Origin of the sequence: Kaistia algarum, from assembly GCF_026343945.1 — a bacterium.
In the GTDB taxonomy this organism is placed as follows: domain Bacteria; phylum Pseudomonadota; class Alphaproteobacteria; order Rhizobiales; family Kaistiaceae; genus Kaistia; species Kaistia algarum.
Window position 1 is genome coordinate 2,551,305 of the sequence record NZ_JAPKNJ010000001.1, and the last position, 23,603, is coordinate 2,574,907.

Below are 23,603 nucleotides of genomic sequence, written 5' to 3' on the forward strand. Positions count from 1 at the left end.
CGGAGTGAGGCGACGTTAGCCGCTCGCTCGCACGACGAGAAGGGGCCCCGCCGTAGCGGGGCCCCTCATTTTAGTCGCGATTACTTGAGTTCGTCGGCCTTGATGTAGCCCGAGTCGACGACGAGCGCCTGGTAGTTCGACTTGTCCACCTCATGCGGCGTCAGCAGGATCGAGGGAACGACCTTGACGTCATTGTTGTAGGTGGTGGTGTCGAGGCCAGCCGGCGTGCCGCCCGACAGCGCGGTGTCGACCAGCTCGACCGTCGCCTTGGCGAGATCGCGCGTGTCCTTGAACACGGTCGAATACTGCTCGCCGGCGATGATCGCCTTGACCGAGGCGGTCTCGGCGTCCTGGCCGGTCACGATCGGCCAGGGCTGGTCGGCGGTGCCGTAGCCGACGCCGCGGAGCGAGGCGATGATGCCGCGCGACAGGCCGTCATAGGGCGAGAGAACGCCGTCGACGCGCTTGCCGTCCGAGTAGTTGGCCGAGAGCAGGTTGTCCATGCGGGCCTGCGCGGTGGCGGCGAGCCAACGCAGCGTGCCGACCTTGTCCATGCCGGTCTGGCCGGACACGATCTTGATGGAACCGTCATCGATCAGCGGCTGAAGGACCGACATCGCGCCATTGTAGAAGAAGAAGGCGTTGTTGTCGTCCGGCGAACCGCCGAACAGCTCGACGTTCCAGGGCTTCGTGTTCGGGAAGCGCTCCTTGAGGCCCTTGACCAGCGAATTGGCCTGGATCACGCCGACGCCGAAATTGTCGAAGGTCGTGTAGTAGTCGACATTCGGCGTCTTCTTGATCAGGCGGTCATAGGCGACGACGACAACACCTGCGTCGGCGGCCTTCTGCAGCGCGTCCGACAGTGTCGTGCCGTCGATCGAGGCGATGATCAGAGCCTTCGGGCCCTTGGTGATCTCGTTCTCGAGCTGGCTGAGCTGGTTGGGAATGTCGTCCTGCGCATACTGCAGATCGACGGTGTAACCCTTGGCCTCGAGCTGGGACTTGACGGCGTCGCCGTCATTGATCCAGCGCTGCGAGGTCTTGGTCGGCATCAGGACGCCGACGATGCCCTTGTCGGCGGCATGAGCCACCGGCGAAAGGGCGACTGCGCCGAGCGCGAGCGCGGCGAGCGCGGACTTCAAAAGGTTCACGATATCTCTCTCCCGAATTGTACGACGTTTGCCGTCTCGCTGCTGGCGAGGCGCATCGCACTTCCTAATTACTTCGACTCCCGATCGTTTTCCAGACCCATCGAGCGAGACAATCAGCTTGCGATGCGTCCTTCACCTCCATGAGGCCGATCAGGCCACCACGCCCCGTTGGTATCGGCCCGCATCCGTTTCCGTCAATGGCGATTTTGTGGCGACACGCGAAAACGCCGCGCCCGACCGGGAGCCGAGGGGCTCCGGGTCGGGCGCGGTTAATAATACGACTATAGTACGATAGGGCCAGGCGCTCAGCGTCCGACGACGGCGCCGCCGATCTGCACGACCGTGCTGCCATCGGCCGGAAGGGCAGGGCCGCTCATCGATGCCGGGGGTTCATAGGGCTTGGCCAGGATCAGCGACCAGTAGACCTTGTACTTGCTGTTCGGCGCATAGGCGGTGCCGATGCCGAGGCGGGTGACGCCGGGCTTCAGCATATTGGCGTTGTGGGGCTTGGAATCGCGCCAGCCCGAAAAGGCCTCGGCGAGCGTGCGATAGCCGGCGCCGACATTCTCGACGGCGATGCCGGCGTCGAAGCCGGAGGCGGCGAGGCGCTTCTCAAACTTGCCGCCGCCGCGTACGTCATGGCTGACCTGATCGACGGCAGCCATGGCGCGGGCCTGGTCGGCTGCCATCTTGTTCAGCCGCGGATCGACCGTGACGGCCGAGAGGCCGCGGGCCGTGCGGTAGCCAGTGATCATGCTGGCCGCGGCCTCGGGGCTCACCGTGGCGCCGGAGGAATCGAGCCGATCGTAGAACACCGGCGTTGTCGGTGTCTCCACCGTCTGGGTGCACCCCGCCAGCGCGACGATCGCGACGGCGAGAGGGGCAAGGGCCGTCATGCGGCGGAAATTGGCGATCATGGTGCTTGGGTCTCGGCGGTCAGGCTGTCAGGAAAGTCGGCTGCGGCGAGTGTTCGCCGATTTGCCGAGGCGACGCAACATGGCGGGCCTTACGGCAGGCGAATGCCATGCTCCGCGAATTGGGCAAAACAGCGGAAGCGGATCTCGGAGCGGACGGTGCCACTCTTGCCATTGTCGGAGATGTAGCAGCTGAGCTCGAAATGCAGCGCAGCGGCGTCGAAATCGACGAAAAGAACCGACGGCTCCGGGAAGGAGAGCACCAGCGGGTGCTCCTTGGCGATCTTCAGCAACAGATCGCGCACGATGGCCGGGTCGGAATCCTTGGCGACGACGATCTTCAGATTGGCTCGCCCCGACCGGTCATGCAGCACCATGTTCTTGACGATGCCCGTCACCAGGCTCGAATTCGGAATGATCACCGTCGAGCGGTCGAACGTCTCGATCTCCGTGGCGCGGATATTGATGCGCTTGACGATCCCTTCCTCGGCGCCGACCGCGATCCAGTCGCCGGCTCGGATCGGCCGTTCCGCCAGCAGCACGAGACCCGAGACGAAATTGTTCACGATGCCCTGGAGGCCGAGGCCCACGCCGACCGAAAGCGCACCGGCGACGATGGCGATCGAGGAGAGGTCGAGGCCGGCATAGCCGGAGGCGATCGCTGCGGCCAGGATCCAGCCGAGATGGCCGATGACGGTGCCGATCGAGTTCCGCAATCCTGAATCGAGCCGGGTCGTCGGCAGGAAACGGGTGTCGAGCCATCGCTCGAATGTGCGGGTCGCAATCAGGACGGCGACGAAAACGGCGAGCGCCGAGAAGATGGTGATCGGCGAAACGACGATCGAACCGAGGGTGAACCCGATGAGAAGCTGCCGGAAGCTGCTCATGACGGAATCGGAATCGAAGCCCCAGGGCGCGAAGATGGCGAGGACCGCGAGGCCGATCAGCGCTAGGCGAACGACACCGTTGAAGACGACGCCGAGCTGGGTCAGCGAGCGCGGCGCGAAACCGACCGAAGCGATCAGGCGGCTGCCGACGATACCCTCGCGGCGGAACCAGGCCGTCGTCAGTTCGTCGGTCAGCATGGTCAGCAGCACCAGGAGGCTGACGACGATCGTCGCCCAGCAGATCTGCGTCGTTACGAAACGGCTGAGGGCAACGTAGCCGATGAGGCTGGCGAAGATGGCTGCCGCGGCGGTGACGCCGGCCAGGATCAGCGCGATGCGCTTCAGAACCGATTCGTCCTCTTCTTCGTCTTCCTCGGCGGCGGCGCTGGAATGTCGATTGACGATCCGGACCGTCCGGATGATGAGCGCGGCGCTGGCCACGGACAGGAGGCCGTCGAATGCGATAACCAGCGGCAGCGAGGTGGGGACGACGCGCGTCAGCCTGTCCATGAAAATGACGAAGGACTGAAGGATGGCAATCGTGACGACGAGGTTGAAGATGCGCCTGGCGAGCGCATCGTCGATCGTCACCAGACGAAGGGCGGGCCGGGCCGGGTCGAGCAAGGCGCGGGCGATGCCGGAGGCGAGCGAGAACAGGACGATCGCGGAGGCGATGCCGAACCAGATGACGCTGAGCCGTTCCGGCGCCAGGCGGAACGCCGTGAGGATCGAGTGGCCGACGAACATCACGGCGGCGGGTACGATCGCGTTGGTGGCCACCGTGGCGGAGGCGGCCACCACCTTCGACCGCATCGAATAGGGCTTTGCCTGGGTGCGCTTCGCCAGATGCCGGATGAGCATCCGGCGTCCGGGCATAAGGCCGATCAGGACGAGAAGGATGATGCAGACGACGGCGACCGCCGTCCAACGTTCGGCCGTGTTGCGGAACGAGTCGAACCATTCGACCACGATGTCGGCAGCGCCGGATGCCAGAACCGGCAGCTCCGCGGCGGCATCGACCCAAAGGCCCGGGTCGGCCAGGCTCTGGCTCCGTTCCAGCAGGCGCGCGGTGAACATCGCGCGCCGCCGGTCGTTGATCATGGATTGTGTCGACGTTCCATGCGCGACAATCGCGATGGCCTGCTTTTGGCTGCCGAGCAGGTCGCCATAGGTCTCCTGGGCGGCGGCGAGGTCGGTCTTTACCGCGTCCGAGATGGTCTGGTCCGCTCCCTCCACGGGGGAGAGCGCCTTTACCTGCGCGGAGGCGGCCGCCACCCTCGGGGTGAGGCCGGCAGCGAACGCGCTGGCATTGGTCATTACGTCCGAGACCTGGTCGAACAGTCCCCGCAGCTCCGGATCAGTGATCTGTACCTGCTTGATAGCGGTGTCGACGTGCTCCAGCGTCGCGTTCCAGGTGTCGATCCGCGACTGCTGGTCGTCCTGGGCCGCCGCGATTCCCGGCCAGAGCGAGACAAGGAGAAGGGTTGCGGCGAGCATCCAGGACAGGATGGACGGCCTTGGTTTCTCTGCAATTGGCCGTCCCGAAAAACGCGTCACGTCGATCTCCCCAATGGCCCGGCCGCGTGGCCGCCACCCTTGAACTTGGCGCCGGTGATCACGACACTAAGCGGCGCGATTTCGCAATATGGTCGTTGATCGCATTGCAGTTGGGCCTTGCGATCGGCTCGCCCTGTTGCCGCTTCGACGGGGTCCCGGCTCTGTTGTATCGTTCCGCTGTCCTAATCCCGGAGGTAGCCTTGCCGACGCACGATCCTGCGCCCGCGGCGGCCGGCGACACGCGCTCCGAAGCCGCCGACCGCGTTCTTCGGTCCGGTTCGGCGTCGACAATTCTATCCAATCTGGGAATTGTCCTGCCGCATGACCGCGTGACGCTCGGCGAGATGGTCGATGCGCTGGGCGGTGCCGGCATCGGCCTTACCCTATTGATGCTGGCCTTGCCGTCCTTCATACCGATTCCAGGCCTCCCGACCGGTGTCGTGTTTGGCGCGGCACTGGCGATCCTGTCGGTCCAGATCATGATGGGTGCCGAGAGCCTCGTCCTGCCGGAAAGGCTGCGACGATTCGGACTGCCACGCGGACCGGTCGTGAAGGGCGGGCTCTGGATCGCGCCGTGGTTCCGGCGCATCGAATGGCTGCTGCGGCCTCGGCTGCCGGCCCTCTCCGGACGGGTTGCCCGCTTCGTGCTGGCGGTCCCTATCTTCGTCCATGCGATCATGATTCTCCTGCCGATCCCGCTCGGCAACCAGCTGCCCTCGCTCGCCGTCATCGCCTTCGCCTTCGGCCTCATCGAGCGGGACGGTGTCGCGATCCTCGTCGGGGCCATGCTTTCGATTGTCGCGCTCGCCTGGAACACCGCGATTGTCGTCTTTGGCGCCGAGCTTAGCGTCCTCGCCTATCGCTGGGCGGGGCGTGTGATGGAGGCGTTCTGAGCCTTGCCGGAGGTTGAAGGCATGTCGCCACAGAGCGGCTTGCATCGATGCCACGTCGCGTGTAGCCTGATCTGAGAAAAGGGTTTTTCAAACGGTTTGAGGCGATGGCTTGGGTCACCGCCTTTTTTAGCCGGAATTTGAGAAAACCTTTTCTCAATCAGGGCGAAGCGCCAAAGGCGCGCCCACGAGGAACGTGCTTGCGGAGTGGCCATGTCGGTCGAGGGCGAGGGAGAGACGCGGAGTGGCTGGCGACGGCCAGTTACGCTGCGCGATGTCGCGTTCGCCGCCGGCGTCAGCGTCGCCACGGCCTCCAAAGCCCTGAACGACCAGGGCCGCATGACGGCCGAGACGCGCCTCCGCATCCAGGAGACGGCTCGCCGTCTCGGCTTCCGCCCGAACAGCCTGGCGCAAAGCCTGTTGCGCCAGCGCAGCTTCACCGTCGGGCTGCTGACCAACGATACCTATGGCCGCTTCTCGCTGCCGGTCATGGCTGGCATTTCCGACGCGCTGGTCGATAATGGCGTTTCGGTCTTCCTCTGCAACATCGAGGACGATCCCCGGCTCGGCCAGCTTCACGTCGAGGCGATGCTGGAAAAGCGGGTCGACGGCATCATCGCCACCGGCAAGCGCGTCGACCGCAAATTACCTGTCGAGCTTTCCGGCCTCGGATTGCCGATCATCTATGCCTTCACCGAACCAGCCCAGGATTCGGTCTCCTTCATCTGCGACGAAGAGGGCGGCGCGCGCCTCGCCGTCGAGCATCTGGTTCGCCTCGGCCGGCGCCGGATCGCGCATATCACCGGCCCGACGACTTTCGCCGTTGTGCACCGCCGCGCCGCCGCCTATCACGCCGTCCTCGCCGAAAGCGGCCTCCCGGTGCTGCCGCCCCTGCTCGGGCCCTGGAACGAGGGCTGGGGGCACGAGGCCGTGGCTCACCTTTTCGACAATGCGGCGGAGCGCCCCGACGCGGTGTTCTGCGGCAACGACCAGATCGCGCGCGGCGTGATCGATGCACTCCGGGAGCGCGGCATCCGCGTGCCCATCGATGTGGCGGTGGTTGGTTTCGACAATTGGGAGATCCTCGCCAATGCGTCGCGGCCGCCTCTCACGACGATCGACATGAACCTGACGGAGCTCGGCCGCGAGGCAGGGCTGACGCTGCTATCGCTCGTCGATGGCAAGAGAATCGAGCCGGAAATTCGCAAGCTTCCGTGCCGGCTTGTGGTGAGAGAATCCTGCGGCCAGCCGCCGGATGGGTGAAGCAAAGTGACAGCCGCTCGCGGGAGGAGCCACGGGCGGTCGTTTCATAGAGGGAGGAGACCCCATGAGCAGAATGAAGAGCGTGATAGCCGCGACCGCGGCTTTGCTTTCGATGACGGCGCTCGCCTCGGCGGCGGAGACCGCCAATATCTGGGTCCGGGCCGACGGCTCGAATTTCATGCCGCAGATCGTCGAGGCCTTCAACAAGGGCCATGAGAACCAGATCAAGCTCGACATCATCCCGAATGCCGAGATCGTCCCGAAATATGCGACCTCGGTCGCGGGCGGAACGGCTCCCGACGGCTTGTCGCTCGACCTGATTTACACGCCGGCCTTCGCGGCGGCGGGGCAGCTCGAGGACATCACCGATTGGGCCAAGTCCCTGTCATATTTCAAGGACCTGTCGCCGGCGCATGTGAAGACCGGTACCTATAAGGACCGGATCTATGGTCTGCCGTTCTCGGCCGACAGTTCGGTGCTGATCTGGAACAAGAAGCTGTTCAAGCAGGCCGGACTCGATCCCGAGAAGGGACCGACGAACTGGGCCGAGATCGAGGCCGACGCCGAGAAGGTCAACGCGCTCGGCGGCGACATCAAGGGCTTCTACTTCTCCGGCGCCTGCGGCGGCTGCAACATCTTCACCTTCACGCCGCTGGTCTGGGCGTCGGGCGGCGAGATCCTGTCGGAAGACGGCTCGAAGGCGATGCTGACCGATCCGAAGCTGCGCGAGGCGATCGACTTCTATCGCTCCATGGTCAAGAAGGGCCTCGTGCCGGAAGGCGCGCAGACCGACAACGGCGCCAATTTCTTCGCGGCCTTCGCCGCGGGTAATATCGGCATCGCTCCGTCGGGCGCCTTCGCCATCGGCGCGCTCAACACGCAGTACAAGGACATCGACTACGGCGTCACGTTCCTGCCGGGCAAGGATGGCGGCTGGTCGTCCTTCGCGGGCGGCGACAATTTCGTCGTCACCAAGGGCACCAAGAAGCTCGCCGTCCTGAAGGAGTTCCTCGACTACGCCTACTCGCTCGAGGGACAGGCCCTTCTGGCGAGCCGCGGCAGCCTGCCGGTGCGCGGCGACATCGCCGCCGAGGCGTTGAAGGGGCTTGATCCGCGTTACGCGGTGGCAGCCGAGGCCATGGCCAAGGGCCGCACGCCCTATTCGGTGGTGTTCAACGACATCATCAATTCGGCCAACGGCCCCTGGGCGCAGATGATCAGCGAGGTCTTCTTCGGCGACGACGTCGACGGCTCGATCGCGAATGCGCAGGAAACGATGCAGGGCATCATCGACCAGGCGAAGAACTAGCCTGCTCCAGGGCGGAGGCGCATCGCGCCTCCGCCTCCCAAACCAGCATGAGGGCAGCCGCCATGTCGTCGATCTCCGCCAAGGCCGGAGCCGCGACGATTGCCGTTCCGCGCCGCAAGCGGGCCGTCGATCGCAGCCAATGGGCCGGATATCTCTATATCGCGCCGGCGATCGCGCTCGTCGCCGTTTTCTTCGTGCTGCCGCTCGGCATGACCGCCTGGATGTCGCTGCACAATTGGCCGCTGATGGGCGCGCACAGCTTCATCGGACTGGACAATTACGTCGCCATCACCAAGGACGTGCGGTTCTGGAAGGCGCTCAACTTCACCTTCTACTATACCGTCATCGTCACCATCGCGATCTTCGTCGTCGCCTTCCCGCTGGCGCTGTTCGTCGAGCGGCCGCGGCCGATGATCGGCGTCTACCGCACCGCCTTCTTCATGCCGGTCGTGGTCGGCTTCGCCTCGGCAAGCCTGCTCTGGGCCTGGCTGCTCAATGTCGATTCAGGCTTGTTCAGCCCCGCCGCCTACCAGCTCGGGCTGACGGAGAAGAAGGTCAATCTGCTCGCAACGTTCAATCCGGCCTTCTGGTCCATCATCGTCATGGTCGTCTGGAAGGTCGCGGGCTTCACCATGGTCATCCTGATGACCGGGCTGCAGTCGATCCCGACCGAACTCATGGAAGCCGCCAAGATCGACGGCGCCTCGGCGTGGCAGCGCTTCCGCTCGATCACGCTGCCCCTGATGCGCCGCACGCTGGCGCTGTCGCTGATCCTCTCGGTCGCCGGCTCGATCCTCGCCTTCGACCAGTTCTACATCATCCTGCGCGGCGGGCCGCGCAACCAGACGCTGACGGCGGTCTACTGGATCTTCAACCAGTCCTTCGTGTCGTTCAAGCTCGGCTATGGCGCGGCGCTGTCCATGGTCCTGCTCGTCATCCTCGTCATCATCAGCCTCGTCCAGCTGAGACTGCTGCGCAATCCGGAGGGAATGTGATGGCATCCGCCCGCCCGCGCGAGCGCTCGCTCGCCACGCTTCTCGCCGAGCATGGCACCGGTGTGGTGCTGTCGGTCATCTTCGTCGCGCCGATCCTGTGGGCGGTGCTCTCGACCTTCAAGCCGCCAAGCGAGGCGCGCCAGCCGCCTCTGCCGCCCTGGCCGACGACCGGGTTCTCGCTGCAGAACTATGTCACGCTCGACAGTTTCGGCGCCGGGCTCTGGCACTCGGCCCAGAACAGCATCTATGTCGCCGGCATGAGCGTCCTGCTCACCGCCGTGATCAGCGTCTTCGCCGGCTACGGGTTCTCGCGCTTCCATTTCCCGTTCAAGAACTTCTTCTTCCTCATGATCCTGGCGACGATCATGATCCCCTTCCAGTCGATCCTGACGCCGATCTTCCTCATCCTGACGTGGCTAGGGCTGCAGAACACGTTGTCCGGGCTGGTTCTCGTCTATGTCACGCTACAACTGCCGTTCTCGATCTTCATGATGCGCAACGCCTTCGACGCGGTGCCGAAGGAGATCGAGGAGGCGGCAAGGATCGACGGGGCGAAGAGCATCGCGCTGCTCGTGCGCATCATGATGCCGCTCGTCTGGCCCGGTGTCGTGACGGTCGCGATCTTCGCCTTCCTGAACAGCTGGAACGAGTTCCTGGCCGCCCTCGTCCTGATGACGGACCAGTCTCAATTCACCCTGCCGATCATGATGACGGCCGTTCAATCGGGGCGGTTCGGTGCCGTTGACTGGGGCGCAGTCCAGGCCGGCGTTACTGTCATGATGATCCCCTGCCTCATCCTCTTCCTGCTTCTCCAGCGCTTCTATATCCGCGGCCTGACCGCGGGCGCGGTGAAATAGGCACCCCGACAATCCATCGATCCATCTAGGAGACGACCATGAGTGCCATGCCCTCCCCCGCGACCGCCGAGAAGCCGCGTGCCCGCTTCCGCCCGCCGGCGACACCGCAGGTCGATGTCCGCGGTTTCTGGGGCGCGCGCGTCGATGCGGTCGCCGACAAGACCGCCGATATCCTCTATGAGCGCTGCGTCGAGGCCGGCATGCTCGACCAGCTCGACCCCGACCGGCCGGTGCCGGCGCTGCGCATCCCGTTCATGTCGATGTCGCCGGCAGCGGTCGGCAAGCCGGGCTTCACCGCCTCGACCGTGACGACGCAGATGTTCTGGGATTCCGACCTCGGCAAGACGATCGAGACGGCAGCCTATTCGCTCTATCGCCGCAAGAATCCGGCGCTCGAAGCGAAGATCGATGCCGTGATCGACATGTTCGAGAAGCTGCAGCAACCTGACGGCTATGTGTCGAGCTGGTACCAGCGCATGCAGCCGGGCCTGCGCTGGACCAATCTGCGCGACTGCCACGAGCTCTATTGCGCCGGCCATCTGATCGAGGGCGCCGTCGCCTATTTCCAGGCGACGGGAAAGCGCAAGCTGCTCGACGTCATGATCCGCTACGCCGATCACATCGACACGATGTTCGGTCCGGAGCCGGAAAAGAAGAAGGGCTATTGCGGCCACGAGGAGATCGAGCTGGCGCTGGTCAAGCTCGCCCGCGTTACCGGCAATGATCGCTATATGAAGCTGGCTAAATACTTCATCGACCAGCGCGGCCAGCAACCCCATTATTTTGACGAGGAAGCCCGCGCGCGCGGCGCCGACCCGAAGGACTTCCACTTCAAGACGTATGAATACAACCATTCGCACAAGCCGGTGCGGGATCAGGAGAAGGTCGTCGGCCACGCGGTTCGCGCGATGTACCTCTATTCGGGTATGGCGGATATCGCGACCGAGTTCGGTGACGACACGTTGCGCGTGGCGCTGGACAAACTCTGGGACGATTTGAACGGCAAGCAGCTCTATGTCACTGGCGGCCTTGGACCTTCCGAGGCCAATGAAGGCTTCACGTCGGACTACGATCTTCCGAACGAGAGCGCCTATGCCGAGACATGCGCCTCCGTGGCGCTGATCTTCTGGGCCAATCGCATGCTCGGCATGGGACCCAACGCCCGCTATGCCGACGTGATGGAGCGTGCGCTCTACAATGGCTCGATCTCGGGTCTCTCGCTCGATGGCTCGCTGTTCTTCTACGAGAACCCCCTCGAGAGCCGCGGCAAGCACAATCGCTGGAAGTGGCATCGCTGCCCGTGCTGTCCGCCCAATATCGGCCGCATGGTGGCGTCGATCGGGTCCTACATGTATGGCCAGGCCGATGGCGAGGCCGCGGTGCATCTCTATTGCGACAGCACGGCGCGGCTCGATCTCGGCGGCACGGCGGTGACGCTGACGCAGACGACGAACTTTCCCTGGGACGGCGCCATCCGCATCGACGTCGACGTCGATGCCCCGGCCCGCTTCACGCTGCATCTGCGCATTCCGGCCTTCGCCCGCCGCGCCTCGCTCAAGCTCAATGGCGAAGCGGTCGATCTCGGCTCGGCTGCCGAGAACGGCTATGCCGCCTTGAACCGTGAATGGGAGGCAGGCGACCGGATCGAACTCGATCTCGACCTTCCGATCGAGCAGCTCCACGCCCATCCCGATGTGCGCCAGGATGTTGGCCGTGTCGCGCTGAAGCGCGGTCCGCTGGTCTATTGCCTGGAAGGCGTCGACAATTCTGTCGGACTCAACCGCGTCCGCGTTCCTCAGCCGGCCGAATTCAGCTCGGCGTTTGAAGCGGACCTGCTCGGCGGCATTGTAACGCTGTCGGCCGAAGCGGAGAGCGATTCCACGGCAGACTGGGACGGCCAGCTCTACCGGCAGGCGCCGCCGAAGCGCGAGAACGTCTCCATCAAGGCCGTGCCCTATTTCGCCTGGGACAACCGGACTCCCGGCGAAATGCTGGTCTGGCTCCGCGGCGGCTAATCCCCTCCCGTTCGTCGCCAGCGGCTGGCGCCGCGCCGTGGTTCGAAAGGATCGCGGCGCGGCGACTTTTCGTGGCCCTGGAAGCCCGCTGGAGATTGCGTTGGCGACGTTCGCCGGTCACGATCCGGCGCTGCCGATTCCCGGGAGATCCGAGCGATGTCCATCCTGCGTCTGCTGATCGTCTATCTGCTCGCCGGGGCCGGAATTCTTTACGTCCAGCTCACCAACACGCCGTGCCAGCGGCCGCTGGTGCTCGACGACGGCCAGGGTGCGATCGCGGCGCCGATCGATCTGACGCGGCTGGGAACCGATCCTGCCTATCAATGGGATGTGGGCTTGGACGTCGTGTTCTGGCTACCGCGAATGCTTCATTTCGTCGTGCTCGGCGACGTGTCGATGAAGAACTTCCTGCATGCGCGCGACTGCGTGGCGGTCAAGCCTGCAACCGCGACGGCGGGTTGAGGCCCTGCGGACCGCCCTGTTCGTCGGCATAATGCTGCCGCTTGGCCTCATACATGGCGGCATCCGCCCGGCGGGCGATATCCTCGATTCGCTCGCCGTGCGTCCGGGTTGCCGATCCCATCGATAGCGAGACGGGCGCGCCGACATAGAACTGGTTGTTCAGATCGAGCAGGCGGCGCACGTTCTCCATCGTGTTCCTGGCCTCGACCTCATCGGCTCCCGGCAGGATGATGGCGAATTCATCGCCGCCGATCCGGGCGGCATTGCCTGGCTTCTCGACCGACTTGGCGAGGACCTCGCCGACACGGCGCAGCAATTCGTCGCCCGCCGCATGTCCGAGCCTGTCGTTCGTCTCCTTCAGTTCGTCGAGGTCCACCATGATGATGGAGACGGGGAAGGGTGAATTGCGCTGCAGTCGCGCCAGCTCGTCGATATAGAAGGATCGGTTGTGCAGCTTCGTCAGGGCGTCGTGCTTGCCGAGGAATTCCAGATAGGCCTCGGCGGCCCTGCGCGCCGTGATGTCGGTGAGGGCCACCTGGACCAGGGACCAATCATTCTCATTACCCGGCAGAACTGAAAATTGCAGAAGAAGGTGCAGTTCCCTGCCGTCCAGGCTGTAGTTCACCACCTCGCGCTGCTGGAACAGTTTACCGTTCCACAGATCGATCAGCTGTTCGCGAAAATGCCTGGTCATCTCATCGCGGAAAACGTCGCCGAGCCGCTTCAACAGCGTCGGCTTGTCGGGCGCCGCCAATAGGTCGAGCGTCTGCTGGTTGACGTCGATGACGTGGATTTCGCTCATGCAGCGCGTCACGAATTCCGGATGAACGTCCGTGAACACCCGGAAGTCCGTGATGCCGCGGAACTTCAGATCGTCGATCAGCCGTTTGACGGCGCTGAAATCTTCCACCCACAAGGATACCGGCGAATGATCGAACAATCCGCGGGCATAGGCATTGCTGTGTTCCAGCTTACGAAAGGCGCCTTCAAGCTCCGTGATGTTTTCCGTCGAGACCAGAAGACGGTCCCAGCTCTCTTCCGAACCCGGCAGCAGAACCGCGCGGAGCTGAATGTCGATGCGCTCGCCGGTCAGCGTATAGTTGACGGTATGGCTGAAAAATCCGGCTTCGCCATTCCAGAGCTGCACGAGCTCGCCAATATGGTTCTCCAGCATCTCGCCGCGAAAGACGAGATCGAGATTGGCTTCGAGTTCGGCCACGTCGGAAGCGCCGTAGAGCGCGAGGGTCTGCCGGTTTACCTTGACCAGGCGGATCCGGCTTGAGCAAAGCTCCACCCGCGACGGGTCATCCCGGAGATAGGCATAGAGATCGGTGATCCCCGCGGCACGCCATTCATCGAACAACAGGCGCAGCGCGCTGTAGTCCTCGAGCCAAAGGGCAACCGGTGCCAACTCGAAGGTCGCATCGTTGACAGACAGGGTCTCGATCGGAATATCCATCGGAATGGCCGTTCACCAACAATGAAATCGACAATCTATCGGCGTGAAAACCTTCGCGCTCGTAATTGCGAGACGATTCAGGCGATCACGATGAGAGTGGCAATACAAGGTTCGCGGGTCGAAATAAAGGCCGAACGCAATCCAACGTTTATGCTGAAAATCGACGTCCGGCCCGTGACGTTTCGTAAAGCCTGTCTGCCGCGGAACAGCCCCCAGGCGAGCTTAACCGCGCCCCGTCAACGGCATTTTTGTCGCCATCACCGTCAGATTGAGGACATTGGCATCGAGCGGCAGGGAGGCCATGTAGAGGACGGCGTCCGCAACGTGCTTGACGTCGAAGGTCGGCTCGACCTTGATCGACAGATCGGGCTGGAGAACCCCGCTCTTCATCTTGGCGGCCATCGGCGTCTCGGTATTGCCGATATCGATCTGGCCGCAGGCGATGTCGTATTTGCGGCCATCGAGCGAGGTCGATTTGGTCAGCCCCAGAACAGCGTGCTTGGAGGCGGTATAGGGCGCGGAGTTCGGACGCGGCGTCGTCGCCGAGATTGAGCCGTTGTTGATGATCCGCCCGCCACGCGGCGACTGGTCCTTCATGATGCGGAAGGCTTCCTGCGTGCAGTAGAAGACGCCGCTGATATTGGTGTCGACAACGGCCTTCCACTGCGCCGGGGTCAATTCCTCCAGCGGGATCGGCGGGGCATTGGTGCCGGCATTGTTGAAGAGCACGTCGAGGCGGCCAAAGCGCTGCTTCACCGCGGCAAAGAGCGCGGCGACGGAGTCGGGATCGGTGAGGTCCGACGGGATCGCGACCATATTGCCGCCAGCCGAAGCGACGACCTCGTCCAGCGCCGCCTGACGGCGTCCGGTCACCACAACCTGATAGCCGGCGCCGGCCAGAGCCAGCGCCACCGCCTTGCCGATGCCCGTGCCACCACCGGTGACGAGCGCGATCTTCCCATTGTCCGACATGCCTGCGTCTCTTCCCTCGATCATTCTTTTCGCCTCTTGGAAGGCGTCCTTCCCTATGCCACAGGCGCATGCCCCAACGCAAAACGCCGGAGCAGGGCTCCGGCGTTCCATGTGCGAAAGAGCGCTTTCGGCGTCAGCCGAACACGGCCAGCAGATCCTTGGCGTCGATCTGGCTGCCGGGGTGGACGAGCACCTCGGCGAGCGTGCCGTCCCGGTCGGCGTGGATGGCGGTTTCCATCTTCATCGCCTCGATCGAGAGCAGCACGTCGCCGGCCTTCACGACCTGGCCCGGCTTGACGGCGAGCTGGGAGATGACGCCCGGCATCGGCGCGGCGACATGGTTCGGATTGCCTTCCTCGGCCTTGCGCTTGGCGACGATCTTGCCGGCATTGGCCCGGTCGGGGACTTTGACGACGCGGGGCTGGCCGTTCAGCTCGAAGAAGACGCGGATGAGGCCATCCTCGTCGGCTTCGCCGATGGCCTGCATGCGGATCACCATGGTTTTGCCCTTTTCGAGCTCGACCAGGATCTCCTCGCCGACCGGCAGACCGTAGAAATAGACCGCGGTCGGCAGCACGCTCGTCGGTCCGTAGGTGTCGAGCGCCTTGGCGAAGTCGGTAAAGACCTTGGGATACATCAGATAGGAGGCGAGGGCGAAATCGTCGATTGCGCCGTTGCCGGCCTTCTCCTGCGCCGAACGCCGCTCGGCCTCCAGATCGGCCGGCTTGATCAGCGAGCCGGGGCGCGCCGTCGATGGCGTCTCGCCCTTGAGGATCTTGGCCTGGATCGCCGGCGGCCACCCGCCCGGCGGCTGGCCGAGATCGCCGCGCATCATCTGCACGACGGAATCGGGGAAGGCGATCTCCTTGGCCGGGCTCTCGACATCGGCGACCGAAAGGTTCTGGCTCACCATCATCAGCGCCATGTCGCCGACGACCTTGGAGGAGGGCGTGACCTTCACGATGTCGCCGAACATGCGATTGACGTCGGCATAGGTCTGCGCGACTTCGTGCCAGCGCGTGTCGAGGCCGAGCGAGCGCGCCTGTTCCTTCAAGTTCGTGAACTGGCCGCCCGGCATTTCGTGGAGATAGACTTCGGAGGCTCCCGCCCGGAGATCGCTCTCGAAGGCCACATACTGGGCGCGCACCGCCTCCCAATAGAACGAGATCTTGCGGATCGCGGCCGGGTCCAGCCCGGTATCGCGCTCGCCGCCCTTCAGCGCTTCGACGATCGAGCCGAGGCAAGGCTGCGATGTGAGGCCCGATAGCGCATCCATCGAGGCGTCGACGGCATCGACGCCGGCGTCGACGGCGGCGAGCACGGTCGCGGCCGCGATGCCGGACGTATCGTGGGTGTGGAGATGGATCGGCAGGTCCGTCTCCTCGCGCAGCGTGGCAACGAGGAGGCGCGCGGCGGCGGGCTTGAGCAGCCCGGCCATGTCCTTGATGCCGATGATGTTCGCGCCGGCCGCCTCAAGTTCCTTGGCGAGGCCGACATAATATTTGAGATCATATTTGGGGCGGCTGGAATCGAGGATGTCGCCCGTGTAGCAGATCGCCGCCTCGAGGATCTTGCCTTCCTCACGCACCGCGTCCATCGAGACGCGCATGTTCTCCGTCCAGTTGAGGCAGTCGAACACGCGGAAGAGGTCGACGCCGCCCGCTGCCGCCTGCCGGACAAAGAACTGGACGACGTTATCGGCGTAATTGGTGTAGCCGACCCCGTTGGCCCCGCGCAGCAGCATCTGGAGCAGGATGTTCGGCGCCCGCTCGCGGATCATGGCGAGCCGCTCCCACGGATCCTCGGTCAGGAAGCGCATCGCTACGTCGAAGGTGGCGCCGCCCCAGCATTCGAGCGAGAAAAGGCCCGGCAGCGCCCGCGCATAGGCATCGGCGATGCCGACAATATCGTGGGTGCGCATGCGCGTCGCCAGCAGGGACTGGTGGCCGTCGCGCATCGTCGTGTCGGTGACGAGCACGCGTGTCTGCTCGCGCATCCAGCGCGCCACGGCTTCGGGGCCGTGCGATTCCAGGATCTGCTTGCTGCCCGGCGCCGGGTCGGCCGCGTAATGCGGGATGACCTTGGCCAGCGCGTCGGCCTTCGGCTTGGTCCGGCCGCGGGTCTCCGGATGGCCATTGACGGTGACGTCGGCGATATAGGTGACGAGCTTGGTAGCCCGGTCGCGGCGCCGGACGGAGGCGAACAGCTCCGGCGTCGTGTCGATGAAGCGCGTCGTGTAGGAATTGTCGCGGAATTTCGGGTGGTTGATGATGTTGGCGACGAAGGTCAGGTTGGTCGCGACGCCGCGGATCCGGAACTCGCGCAGCGCGCGGTCCATGCGGGCGATCGCCTCTTCCGGCGTCGGCGCCCAGGCGGTGATCTTCTCCAGCAGCGGATCGTAGAATCGGGTAATGACAGCGCCGGAATAGGCCGTGCCCCCATCCAGGCGGATGCCAAAGCCGGACGCCTCGCGATAGGCGGTGATGCGGCCATAGTCCGGGATGAAGTTCTGTTCCGGATCCTCGGTCGTGATGCGACACTGAAGGGCGTTGCCGTTCAGGCGGATATCGGCCTGCTTCGGAACGCCGGATGCGGCCGTCCCGATCGCCTCGCCCTCGGCGATATGGATCTGCGCCTTCACGATATCGATGCCGGTCACCTGCTCGGTGACGGTATGCTCGACCTGGATGCGCGGATTGACCTCGATGAAATAGAACTTGCCGGTATCGGCATCCATCAGGAATTCGACGGTGCCGGCGCCATAGTAATTCGCGGCTTTCGAGATCTTGACGCCGTAATCGGTGATTTCCTTGCGCTCGGCCTCGGAAAGGTAGGGCGCGGGCGCACGCTCCACCACCTTTTGATGCCGGCGCTGCACCGAGCAGTCGCGCTCGAACAGATGTACGATATTGCCATGCTGGTCGCCGAGGATCTGCACCTCGACATGACGGGCGCGCTCCACAAGCTTCTCGAGATAGATCTCGTCCTTGCCGAAAGCCGCCTTGGCCTCGCGCTTGGCCGTCAGCGCGTCCTGCAGCAGCGTGTCCTCGTCGCGGATGACGCGCATGCCGCGGCCACCGCCCCCCCAGGAGGCTTTGAGCATCAGCGGATAACCGATGCGGAGCGCCTCGGCCTTGATCTGGTCGGGATCATCCGGCAGCGGATCGGTGGCCGGCATGACCGGGACGCCGGCGGCGATCGCGAGATTGCGCGCGGCGACCTTGTTGCCGAGCATGCGCATCGTCTCGGGCGACGGTCCGATGAAGGTGATGCCGGCATCGGCGCAGGCTTCGGCGAATTCCGGGCTCTCGGAGAGAAGGCCGTAGCCGGGATGGATAGCGTCCACCTTCGCCTCGCGGGCGATGCGGATGATGTCGGCGATGTTGAGATAGGCCTCGATCGGGCCGAGCCCCTTGCCGACCTGATAGGCCTCGTCCGCCTTGAAACGATGGAGGGCGAGCTTGTCCTCCTCGGCAAAAATGGCGACGGTCCGAAGACCCAGTTCGTTGGCGGCTCGGAAGACGCGGATGGCGATTTCAGAGCGGTTGGCGACGAGAATCTTCTTGATGGCCACTCAATCCCCCGATGTCGGTCCCGACCAGTTCCTGGGACTCTGCCCTATTCTTAGCCGGTTTGTGCGGTTGCGAAAAGATCAGCCATCATTCGCATTGCATCGCGGTATTTTTGCCTCAGGCAGCGGGCAGCGCCACCAGGCGGGCGAGCAGGGCCGGCGTGGCGAGGACCATGGATCGCTCCGACGACGTCATGAAGGAGACGGCCTCCTCGACGTTGTCGGCCTCGTCGATCTTGGCGGCGGCCATGGCTTCGATCGGGTCGATATGGCCGCGCGGCCGCTCGGGAATGCGGTCGACGAGGGCGAGATGCCGGGTGCGCGCCGCATCGTCCTCGGCGAGGGCGGCGAGGCTGGCCCGGGCGGCGGTCGCCCTCTCATAGGCGGGGCGGATCGCGGCCGCCGCCCGCACAATGGCCGGCGGGTCAGCCTCTTCGGGCGTCCGCAGCAGGCCGAGCCGCCGGATGAACCGGCCGACGCGGGTCGAGCCGGTGAAGCCGGAGACCGGCACAGCGAGCAGCATGCCCAGGATCGCCGGCGACAGCCAAGCGACCAGCACCCAGGAATCGAGCGAGGCGGCAAAGAGCAGCGCCAGCCCGATCAGCATGTGCCAGCGATGGCGCACGAAGAGCGCCGAAAACGGCACGCCGCCATCATCGCGGCGCTGCGGCTTCCAGCCGGAATCGCGGCCGATCAGGATCGAGAAGATCGCCCCGGTATGGACCAGCATCATGATCGGCGCGATCAGCGCCGAAATCACGATCTCGAACACGAAGCTGACCAGGGTGGGTACTATGCCGACTTTGCGTCGGGCATCGCCGTCGCGCAGGAAGGCGATGAGGCCGATGAGTTTCGGAGCGAACAGCACGGCGAGTGTCAGTGCGAACAGGCGGAGCGCCAGTTCCGCGTCGATCACCGGCCATGTCGGGAAGAGCTGGAATTCCTCGGTGAAATATTCCGGCCGGATGAAATGAGCTTGCAGCGACAGGGAGAGGCCGGCGAGGATCAGCATCAGCCAGAGTGGCGAGGCCAGGTAGGAACCGATGCCGGTCAGCAGGTGAATACGGCTCACCCAATGCAAGCCCCGCGCCGGCAGCACGAAAAGATGCTGCAGATTGCCCTGGCACCAGCGCCGGTCGCGAACGGCGAGATCGATGATGGAGGGTGGGCTCTCTTCATAGGAGCCGGCGAGGTCGTCGGCGATGCGGACGGTCCAGCCGGCGCGCCGGATGAGGGCGGCCTCGACGAAATCGTGGCTCAGTATATGGCCGCCGAAGGGCGGGCGGCCGGGAAGATCCGGCAGGCCGGCGGCACTGAGAAAGGCCTCGGTCCGGATGATCGCATTGTGGCCCCAGTAGTTGCCCTCGGAGCCGGTCCAGAACGACAGGCCGGAACCGACGATCGGGCCATAGACGCGGCCAGCGAATTGCTGCAGCCGCGCGATGATGGTCGTGCCGTTGACCAGCGCGGGAATCGTCTGGATGAGGCCGGCATCGGGATCTTCTTCGATCCGCCGCGCCAGCTCGATGATCGTCTCCGGCGCGATCAGGCTGTCGGCGTCGAGCACGAGCATGAAGTCGTAGCGGCTGGCCCAGCGCGTACAGAAATCGGCGACATTGCCGGATTTGCGCGCCACATTGCGGCGTCGGCGGCGATAGAACAGGCGGGCCTTGTCGCCAAGACGCGCGCGCGCCGCGACCAGCGCCGCCTCCTCGGCGAGAGCGATGTCCGGGTCGGTCGTGTCTGCGAGAATGAACCAGTCGAAGGCCGGACCCTGGCCCAGCTCATAGAGGCCCAATGCCATCGCCTCGATGGCGGCGAAGACCCGAGCCGGGTCCTCATTATAGGTCGGCATGAGGCAAGCCGTGCGGCAGGCGAGCGGGCCGGCCGGCGTGCGCTTCGCCCGGCGCAGGCGCCCGATCACCGTGCCATACCCGGCGATGGCGCTGACGAACGCCATGGCGATCCAGCCGAAATTCAATGTGAAGAGGACGAGGACCGCGATCTCGATCGGCGTCAGCCCGCCAACCTCCAGCACCTGTTCCATCTCGAAGACGGCAAAAGCGGCCAAGGCGAAGGCCGAGCCGAGCACGGCGACGCGGCGCATCGCCGAGGAGCGGGAACGCGCCGGATCGACGAAAGCGCGGCGGCTGCGCCGGCGGAAGCGCCAGAGCGACTGCCGCGGCATATCGGCGGGTGTCTCGGGCGGCATGCCGCGATCCGAATGGACCGTGGAGGCACGCAACTCCGGCAGGTGATCCGCGGCGGAATCGGGTTCGGAGGCGAGAAGCGCCCGCTCCGCCGGAAATGCGATCACGCCGTCGCCGTCCATCGATAGACCCAGGTTTCCGCCGGACGGCCGTCCGGGAAGGTGAGCACGATACGTAACTCGACGAGGTTGGCGCCCTCGGGGTCGAGCTCGAAATTGACGCGCCAGCCCTGGCCCTTGCCGATCTTGGGATTGGGCATGACGACGATATTGGAGATCTTCCCCTTAGAATTGGAGACCGTTGCCTTCGGCTGCTCAGCCGGCTTGCCCTCCAGGAGTTGTTGCGGCGCGAAGTCGACCACGAAACGGCGGAGCGGGCTGTCGCCCTCCAGCGTGGCGCGCCCGATCATCGTGTCGGAAACGACCATAGCGCCGTCGGCGGTTGCCGGGTCGCCGCCCCAGGAGAGGCGATAGGCGAAGGAATATTCCGAGCCCGCCGGCATCGGGTCCTTCGGCTGCCAATAGGCGACGATATTGTCGTGAATTTCCGAATTCGTCGGGATCTCCACCAGCGTCACCGCGCCCTGGCCCCAATCGCCGACCGGCTCGACCCAGAGGCTGGGCCGCCTTTCATAGGCGGCTTCGAGATCCTGATAGGTGACGAAGTCGCGGTCGCGCTGGATCAGGCCGAAGCCGCGCGGACCGGCGTCGACAAAGGCGCTGATCTGCAGCGTCGACGGATTGGAGAGCGGTCGCCATAAGCGTTCGCCACGGCCATTGACCATGAGCAGGCCGTCGGAATCATGAACCTCGGGGCGGAAATCGTCGACATCGACCCGGTCATTGGGCCCGAAGAAGAACATGCTGGTGCCCGGCGCGAGGCCGACCTTGGCGAGGTCGACGCGCGGGAAGAGATCGGCCTCGATATCCATGGTCGTCGGGAAGCCGGGGCGAATGGTGAAGCGGTAGGCCCCGGTGACGCTCGGGCTGTCGAGCAGGGCATAAAGCACCATCGTGTCGCCGTCCTTGAGCGGTGTCTCGACCCAGAAGGCGCGGAAGATCGGGAATTCCTCGCCTTCCGGCTCGGCGGTCTTGACCGCGAGGCCGCGCGCCGAAATGCCGTAGACCTGACCTTTGCCGAGCGAGCGGAAATAGCTGGCGCCCTGGAAGACGACGATCTCGTCGAAATAATCGGGACGGTTGAGGGCACCATGGATGCGGATTCCGGCGAAGCCGAGATCGGTGTTCGGAATGCCCTTGGGAACGAGCGGGCCGAAATCGAACAGATCGGTCGAATAGGGCAGGTGCTTGGCGACGCCGTCCTGGATGATCGCGACCTCGATCGGATCCTTGAAGTAGAAGCCGGGGTGGAACAGTTGCAGCTGGAAGGGCAGTCCCGCATCGGCCCACACCGCCGATGCCGATTTGAAGCGGATGTCGCGATACTGGTCGTAGGTCAGGTTCTGCAGCACGTCGGGCAGGCGCGAGGCCGGGGCCGCGTAGGGGACGCGCGAAAGACGGCGCGCAATCTCCGAGACCGTGGAACGGGTGAAGGGGCCGTCGGTCGCCAGCGACGCCGGGACCGCGGCGGCCTGGGCGTTCGCCTCGCCGGGATAGAAATTTCCGAGCACCGTCGCGGCGACGGCGGCACCGGCCGTGCCGAGCAGGCGGCGGCGCGTCAGGGAAAAGGCGGATTTCATCATGTCGGTTACTGTCAGACCCCGGCGATTCGGCGCATTTGCACTAGTTAACTCAAGGAAACGGCGATCGGTTCAATCGTCCATGGCGTAGCCGATTTGACCATCCGCGTCGATGGCCGCGACCCTATGGGCCAAGCTCGGCAGTCCCTCCATCTGTTGGCTCGTCCGGCTTGCTGCCGTCCCTCTCCGACGCTTCGCGAAAGCGTGGACAGCGACACATGAGATTGGCAGTCAATCTAGCCATTTTTGTGCGTCCGCAAAACGACATGGGGCGATTGCGGAAGGAATATTTGCGGCCCGCGTCCCGGGATCCTTCGGGACAAGGCGCGCAGGCCGCCGTGCGGCGCTTGACCCTTGCGCCCGTCCGCCGCAATCCTTCGCTGAAGAGCATCGAAAAAGGGGAAGCGCCGATGATCGTCGTGTTCGGGTCCGTCAATATCGACTTGGTCTGCCGGACGGATCATCATCCGCGGCCGGGCGAGACCGTTCCGGGCTCCGATTATCAGCTCATCCCCGGCGGCAAGGGCGCCAACCAGGCGCTGGCGGCTCGCCGCGCCGGGGCCAGCGTTGCCATGGTCGGCGCGGTGGGCGACGACGACATGGCCGCGGCCGCACTCGCCGAACTCACCAGCGCGGGCGTCGATCTCTCCGCGCTGGTGCGGCGCGGGCCGACGACCGGCATGGCGATCATCACCGTCGACCGGCATGGCGAGAACACGATCGTGCTCTCGCCCGGCGCCAATGCGCGCCTCGCCCACACCGATCTGGCGGCGCTTAGCCTCGGTGCGAACGACATCGTGCTGCTGCAGATGGAGGTTCCGCTGGCCGAGAGCCTCGCCGCCGCGCAGGCGGCGCGGGCGGCGGGCGCGCGGATCATGCTCTCCATCGCGCCGTTCCTGCCGGTCGAGCGCGAGGCGCTCGCCATGGCCGACATCATCCTCGTCAACGAAACCGAGGCGGCCGACCTGGCGCGTCATCTCGGCCTTGCCGCCGGGCCGGACGGCGCTGCCACCGTCGCCACGCTCGCCGCCAGCCTCGGGCGGACCGTGATTGCGACGCTCGGCGCCGATGGCGCGGTCGCGGCCGGTGGCGGCGAGACCATCGCCGTGCCGTCGCTGCCGATCGAGCCAGTCGACACCACCGGCGCCGGGGATACCTTTGCCGGCGTCCTCGCCGCCTATCTCGATCGCGGCGAGAGCCTGGAGACGGCGATGCTCTATGCCGCCGTCGCCGGCTCGCTCGCCTGTACCAAGATGGGCGCGCAGCCGAGCTTTCCGCAGAAGGACGCAATCGAGGAAGCCGCCGACCGGCCGCCCTCCGCCGCGTGACAGTCCGCCAGGATCATTGTAAGACCGCTGATAGCCTCGATCACCAGTGAATGAAGATTTCAAA

Annotated in this window: 16 protein-coding genes; 8 read left to right on the top strand and 8 right to left on the bottom strand. The window is 64.8% G+C overall.

Annotated elements, in window-relative coordinates; translation table 11 throughout:
* Nucleotides 1-80 precede the first annotated feature (80 nt).
* From chvE to OSH05_RS12300, 3 genes are all read right to left on the bottom strand, one after another.
* On the bottom strand, nt 81-1,151 hold the full coding sequence (gene chvE, locus OSH05_RS12290) for a multiple monosaccharide ABC transporter substrate-binding protein (protein WP_104219641.1): 1,071 nt from the start codon (nt 1,149-1,151) through the stop codon (nt 81-83).
* A gap of 305 nt (nt 1,152-1,456) precedes the next feature.
* Nucleotides 1,457-2,068, bottom strand: a complete 612-nt coding sequence (locus OSH05_RS12295) for a CAP domain-containing protein (RefSeq protein ID WP_266352293.1) — start codon at nt 2,066-2,068, stop codon at nt 1,457-1,459.
* An 89-nt stretch (nt 2,069-2,157) separates the two neighbouring features.
* Nucleotides 2,158-4,509 carry a DUF3772 domain-containing protein gene (locus OSH05_RS12300; protein ID WP_165801614.1) on the bottom strand — a complete coding sequence of 784 codons (2,352 nt, stop codon included), beginning with the start codon at nt 4,507-4,509 and terminating at the stop codon, nt 2,158-2,160.
* Between the two features lie 200 nt (nt 4,510-4,709).
* Between OSH05_RS12300 and OSH05_RS12305 the strand changes: the two genes are divergently transcribed.
* The 7 genes from OSH05_RS12305 to OSH05_RS12335 all read left to right on the top strand — a co-directional run bounded on the left by OSH05_RS12305 (nt 4,710) and on the right by OSH05_RS12335 (nt 12,300).
* The gene (locus OSH05_RS12305; RefSeq protein ID WP_165801615.1) at nt 4,710-5,402 is read left to right on the top strand and encodes an exopolysaccharide biosynthesis protein; all 693 of its coding nucleotides are present in this window, start codon (nt 4,710-4,712) and stop codon (nt 5,400-5,402) included.
* A 210-nt stretch (nt 5,403-5,612) separates the two neighbouring features.
* Nucleotides 5,613-6,662 (top strand): LacI family DNA-binding transcriptional regulator, encoded by a 1,050-nt coding sequence (locus OSH05_RS12310; RefSeq protein ID WP_104219643.1) that lies wholly within the window; start codon nt 5,613-5,615, stop codon nt 6,660-6,662.
* 73 nt (nt 6,663-6,735) lie between these two features.
* Complete coding sequence (locus OSH05_RS12315; RefSeq protein ID WP_165801622.1) at nt 6,736-7,971, top strand: ABC transporter substrate-binding protein; 1,236 nt, start codon at nt 6,736-6,738, stop codon at nt 7,969-7,971.
* Nucleotides 7,972-8,033: 62 nt separating this feature from the next.
* On the top strand, nt 8,034-8,966 hold the full coding sequence (locus OSH05_RS12320; RefSeq protein WP_104219645.1) for a carbohydrate ABC transporter permease: 933 nt from the start codon (nt 8,034-8,036) through the stop codon (nt 8,964-8,966).
* Complete coding sequence (locus OSH05_RS12325) at nt 8,966-9,823, top strand: carbohydrate ABC transporter permease (protein WP_104219646.1); 858 nt, start codon at nt 8,966-8,968, stop codon at nt 9,821-9,823. The genes OSH05_RS12320 and OSH05_RS12325 overlap by 1 nt, the downstream gene beginning before the upstream one ends.
* A 38-nt stretch (nt 9,824-9,861) precedes the next feature.
* Nucleotides 9,862-11,838, top strand: coding sequence for a glycoside hydrolase family 127 protein (locus OSH05_RS12330; RefSeq protein WP_104219647.1), 1,977 nt, complete (start codon nt 9,862-9,864; stop codon nt 11,836-11,838).
* Nucleotides 11,839-11,994: 156 nt separating this feature from the next.
* A complete protein-coding gene (locus OSH05_RS12335) occupies nt 11,995-12,300 on the top strand; it encodes a hypothetical protein (RefSeq protein ID WP_104219648.1) in 306 nt (101 codons plus the stop codon).
* Here OSH05_RS12335 and OSH05_RS12340 read toward each other — a convergent pair.
* The 5 genes from OSH05_RS12340 to OSH05_RS12360 all read right to left on the bottom strand — a co-directional run bounded on the left by OSH05_RS12340 (nt 12,272) and on the right by OSH05_RS12360 (nt 22,214).
* Nucleotides 12,272-13,759: a sensor domain-containing diguanylate cyclase gene (locus OSH05_RS12340; protein ID WP_104219649.1), complete on the bottom strand. Its 1,488-nt coding sequence runs from the start codon at nt 13,757-13,759 to the stop codon at nt 12,272-12,274. The two genes, OSH05_RS12335 and OSH05_RS12340, sit on opposite strands and share 29 nt — an antisense overlap.
* A 222-nt stretch (nt 13,760-13,981) precedes the next feature.
* Nucleotides 13,982-14,731, bottom strand: a complete 750-nt coding sequence (locus tag OSH05_RS12345; protein WP_104219650.1) for an SDR family oxidoreductase — start codon at nt 14,729-14,731, stop codon at nt 13,982-13,984.
* A gap of 133 nt (nt 14,732-14,864) precedes the next feature.
* Nucleotides 14,865-18,305 carry a pyruvate carboxylase gene (gene pyc / locus OSH05_RS12350; RefSeq protein ID WP_104219651.1) on the bottom strand — a complete coding sequence of 1,147 codons (3,441 nt, stop codon included), beginning with the start codon at nt 18,303-18,305 and terminating at the stop codon, nt 14,865-14,867.
* Nucleotides 18,306-18,420: 115 nt separating this feature from the next.
* Nucleotides 18,421-20,634, bottom strand: a complete 2,214-nt coding sequence (mdoH, locus tag OSH05_RS12355) for a glucans biosynthesis glucosyltransferase MdoH (RefSeq protein WP_104219652.1) — start codon at nt 20,632-20,634, stop codon at nt 18,421-18,423.
* Entirely contained in the window at nt 20,616-22,214 is a 1,599-nt protein-coding gene (locus OSH05_RS12360; protein ID WP_104219653.1) for a glucan biosynthesis protein, read from the bottom strand. Before OSH05_RS12360 ends, mdoH begins: the two co-directional genes overlap by 19 nt.
* 407 nt (nt 22,215-22,621) lie before the next feature.
* Here OSH05_RS12360 and OSH05_RS12365 point away from each other — a divergent pair, with 407 nt between their 5' ends.
* Nucleotides 22,622-23,539 carry a ribokinase gene (locus OSH05_RS12365; RefSeq protein ID WP_104219821.1) on the top strand — a complete coding sequence of 306 codons (918 nt, stop codon included), beginning with the start codon at nt 22,622-22,624 and terminating at the stop codon, nt 23,537-23,539.
* Nucleotides 23,540-23,603: the final 64 nt, after the last annotated feature.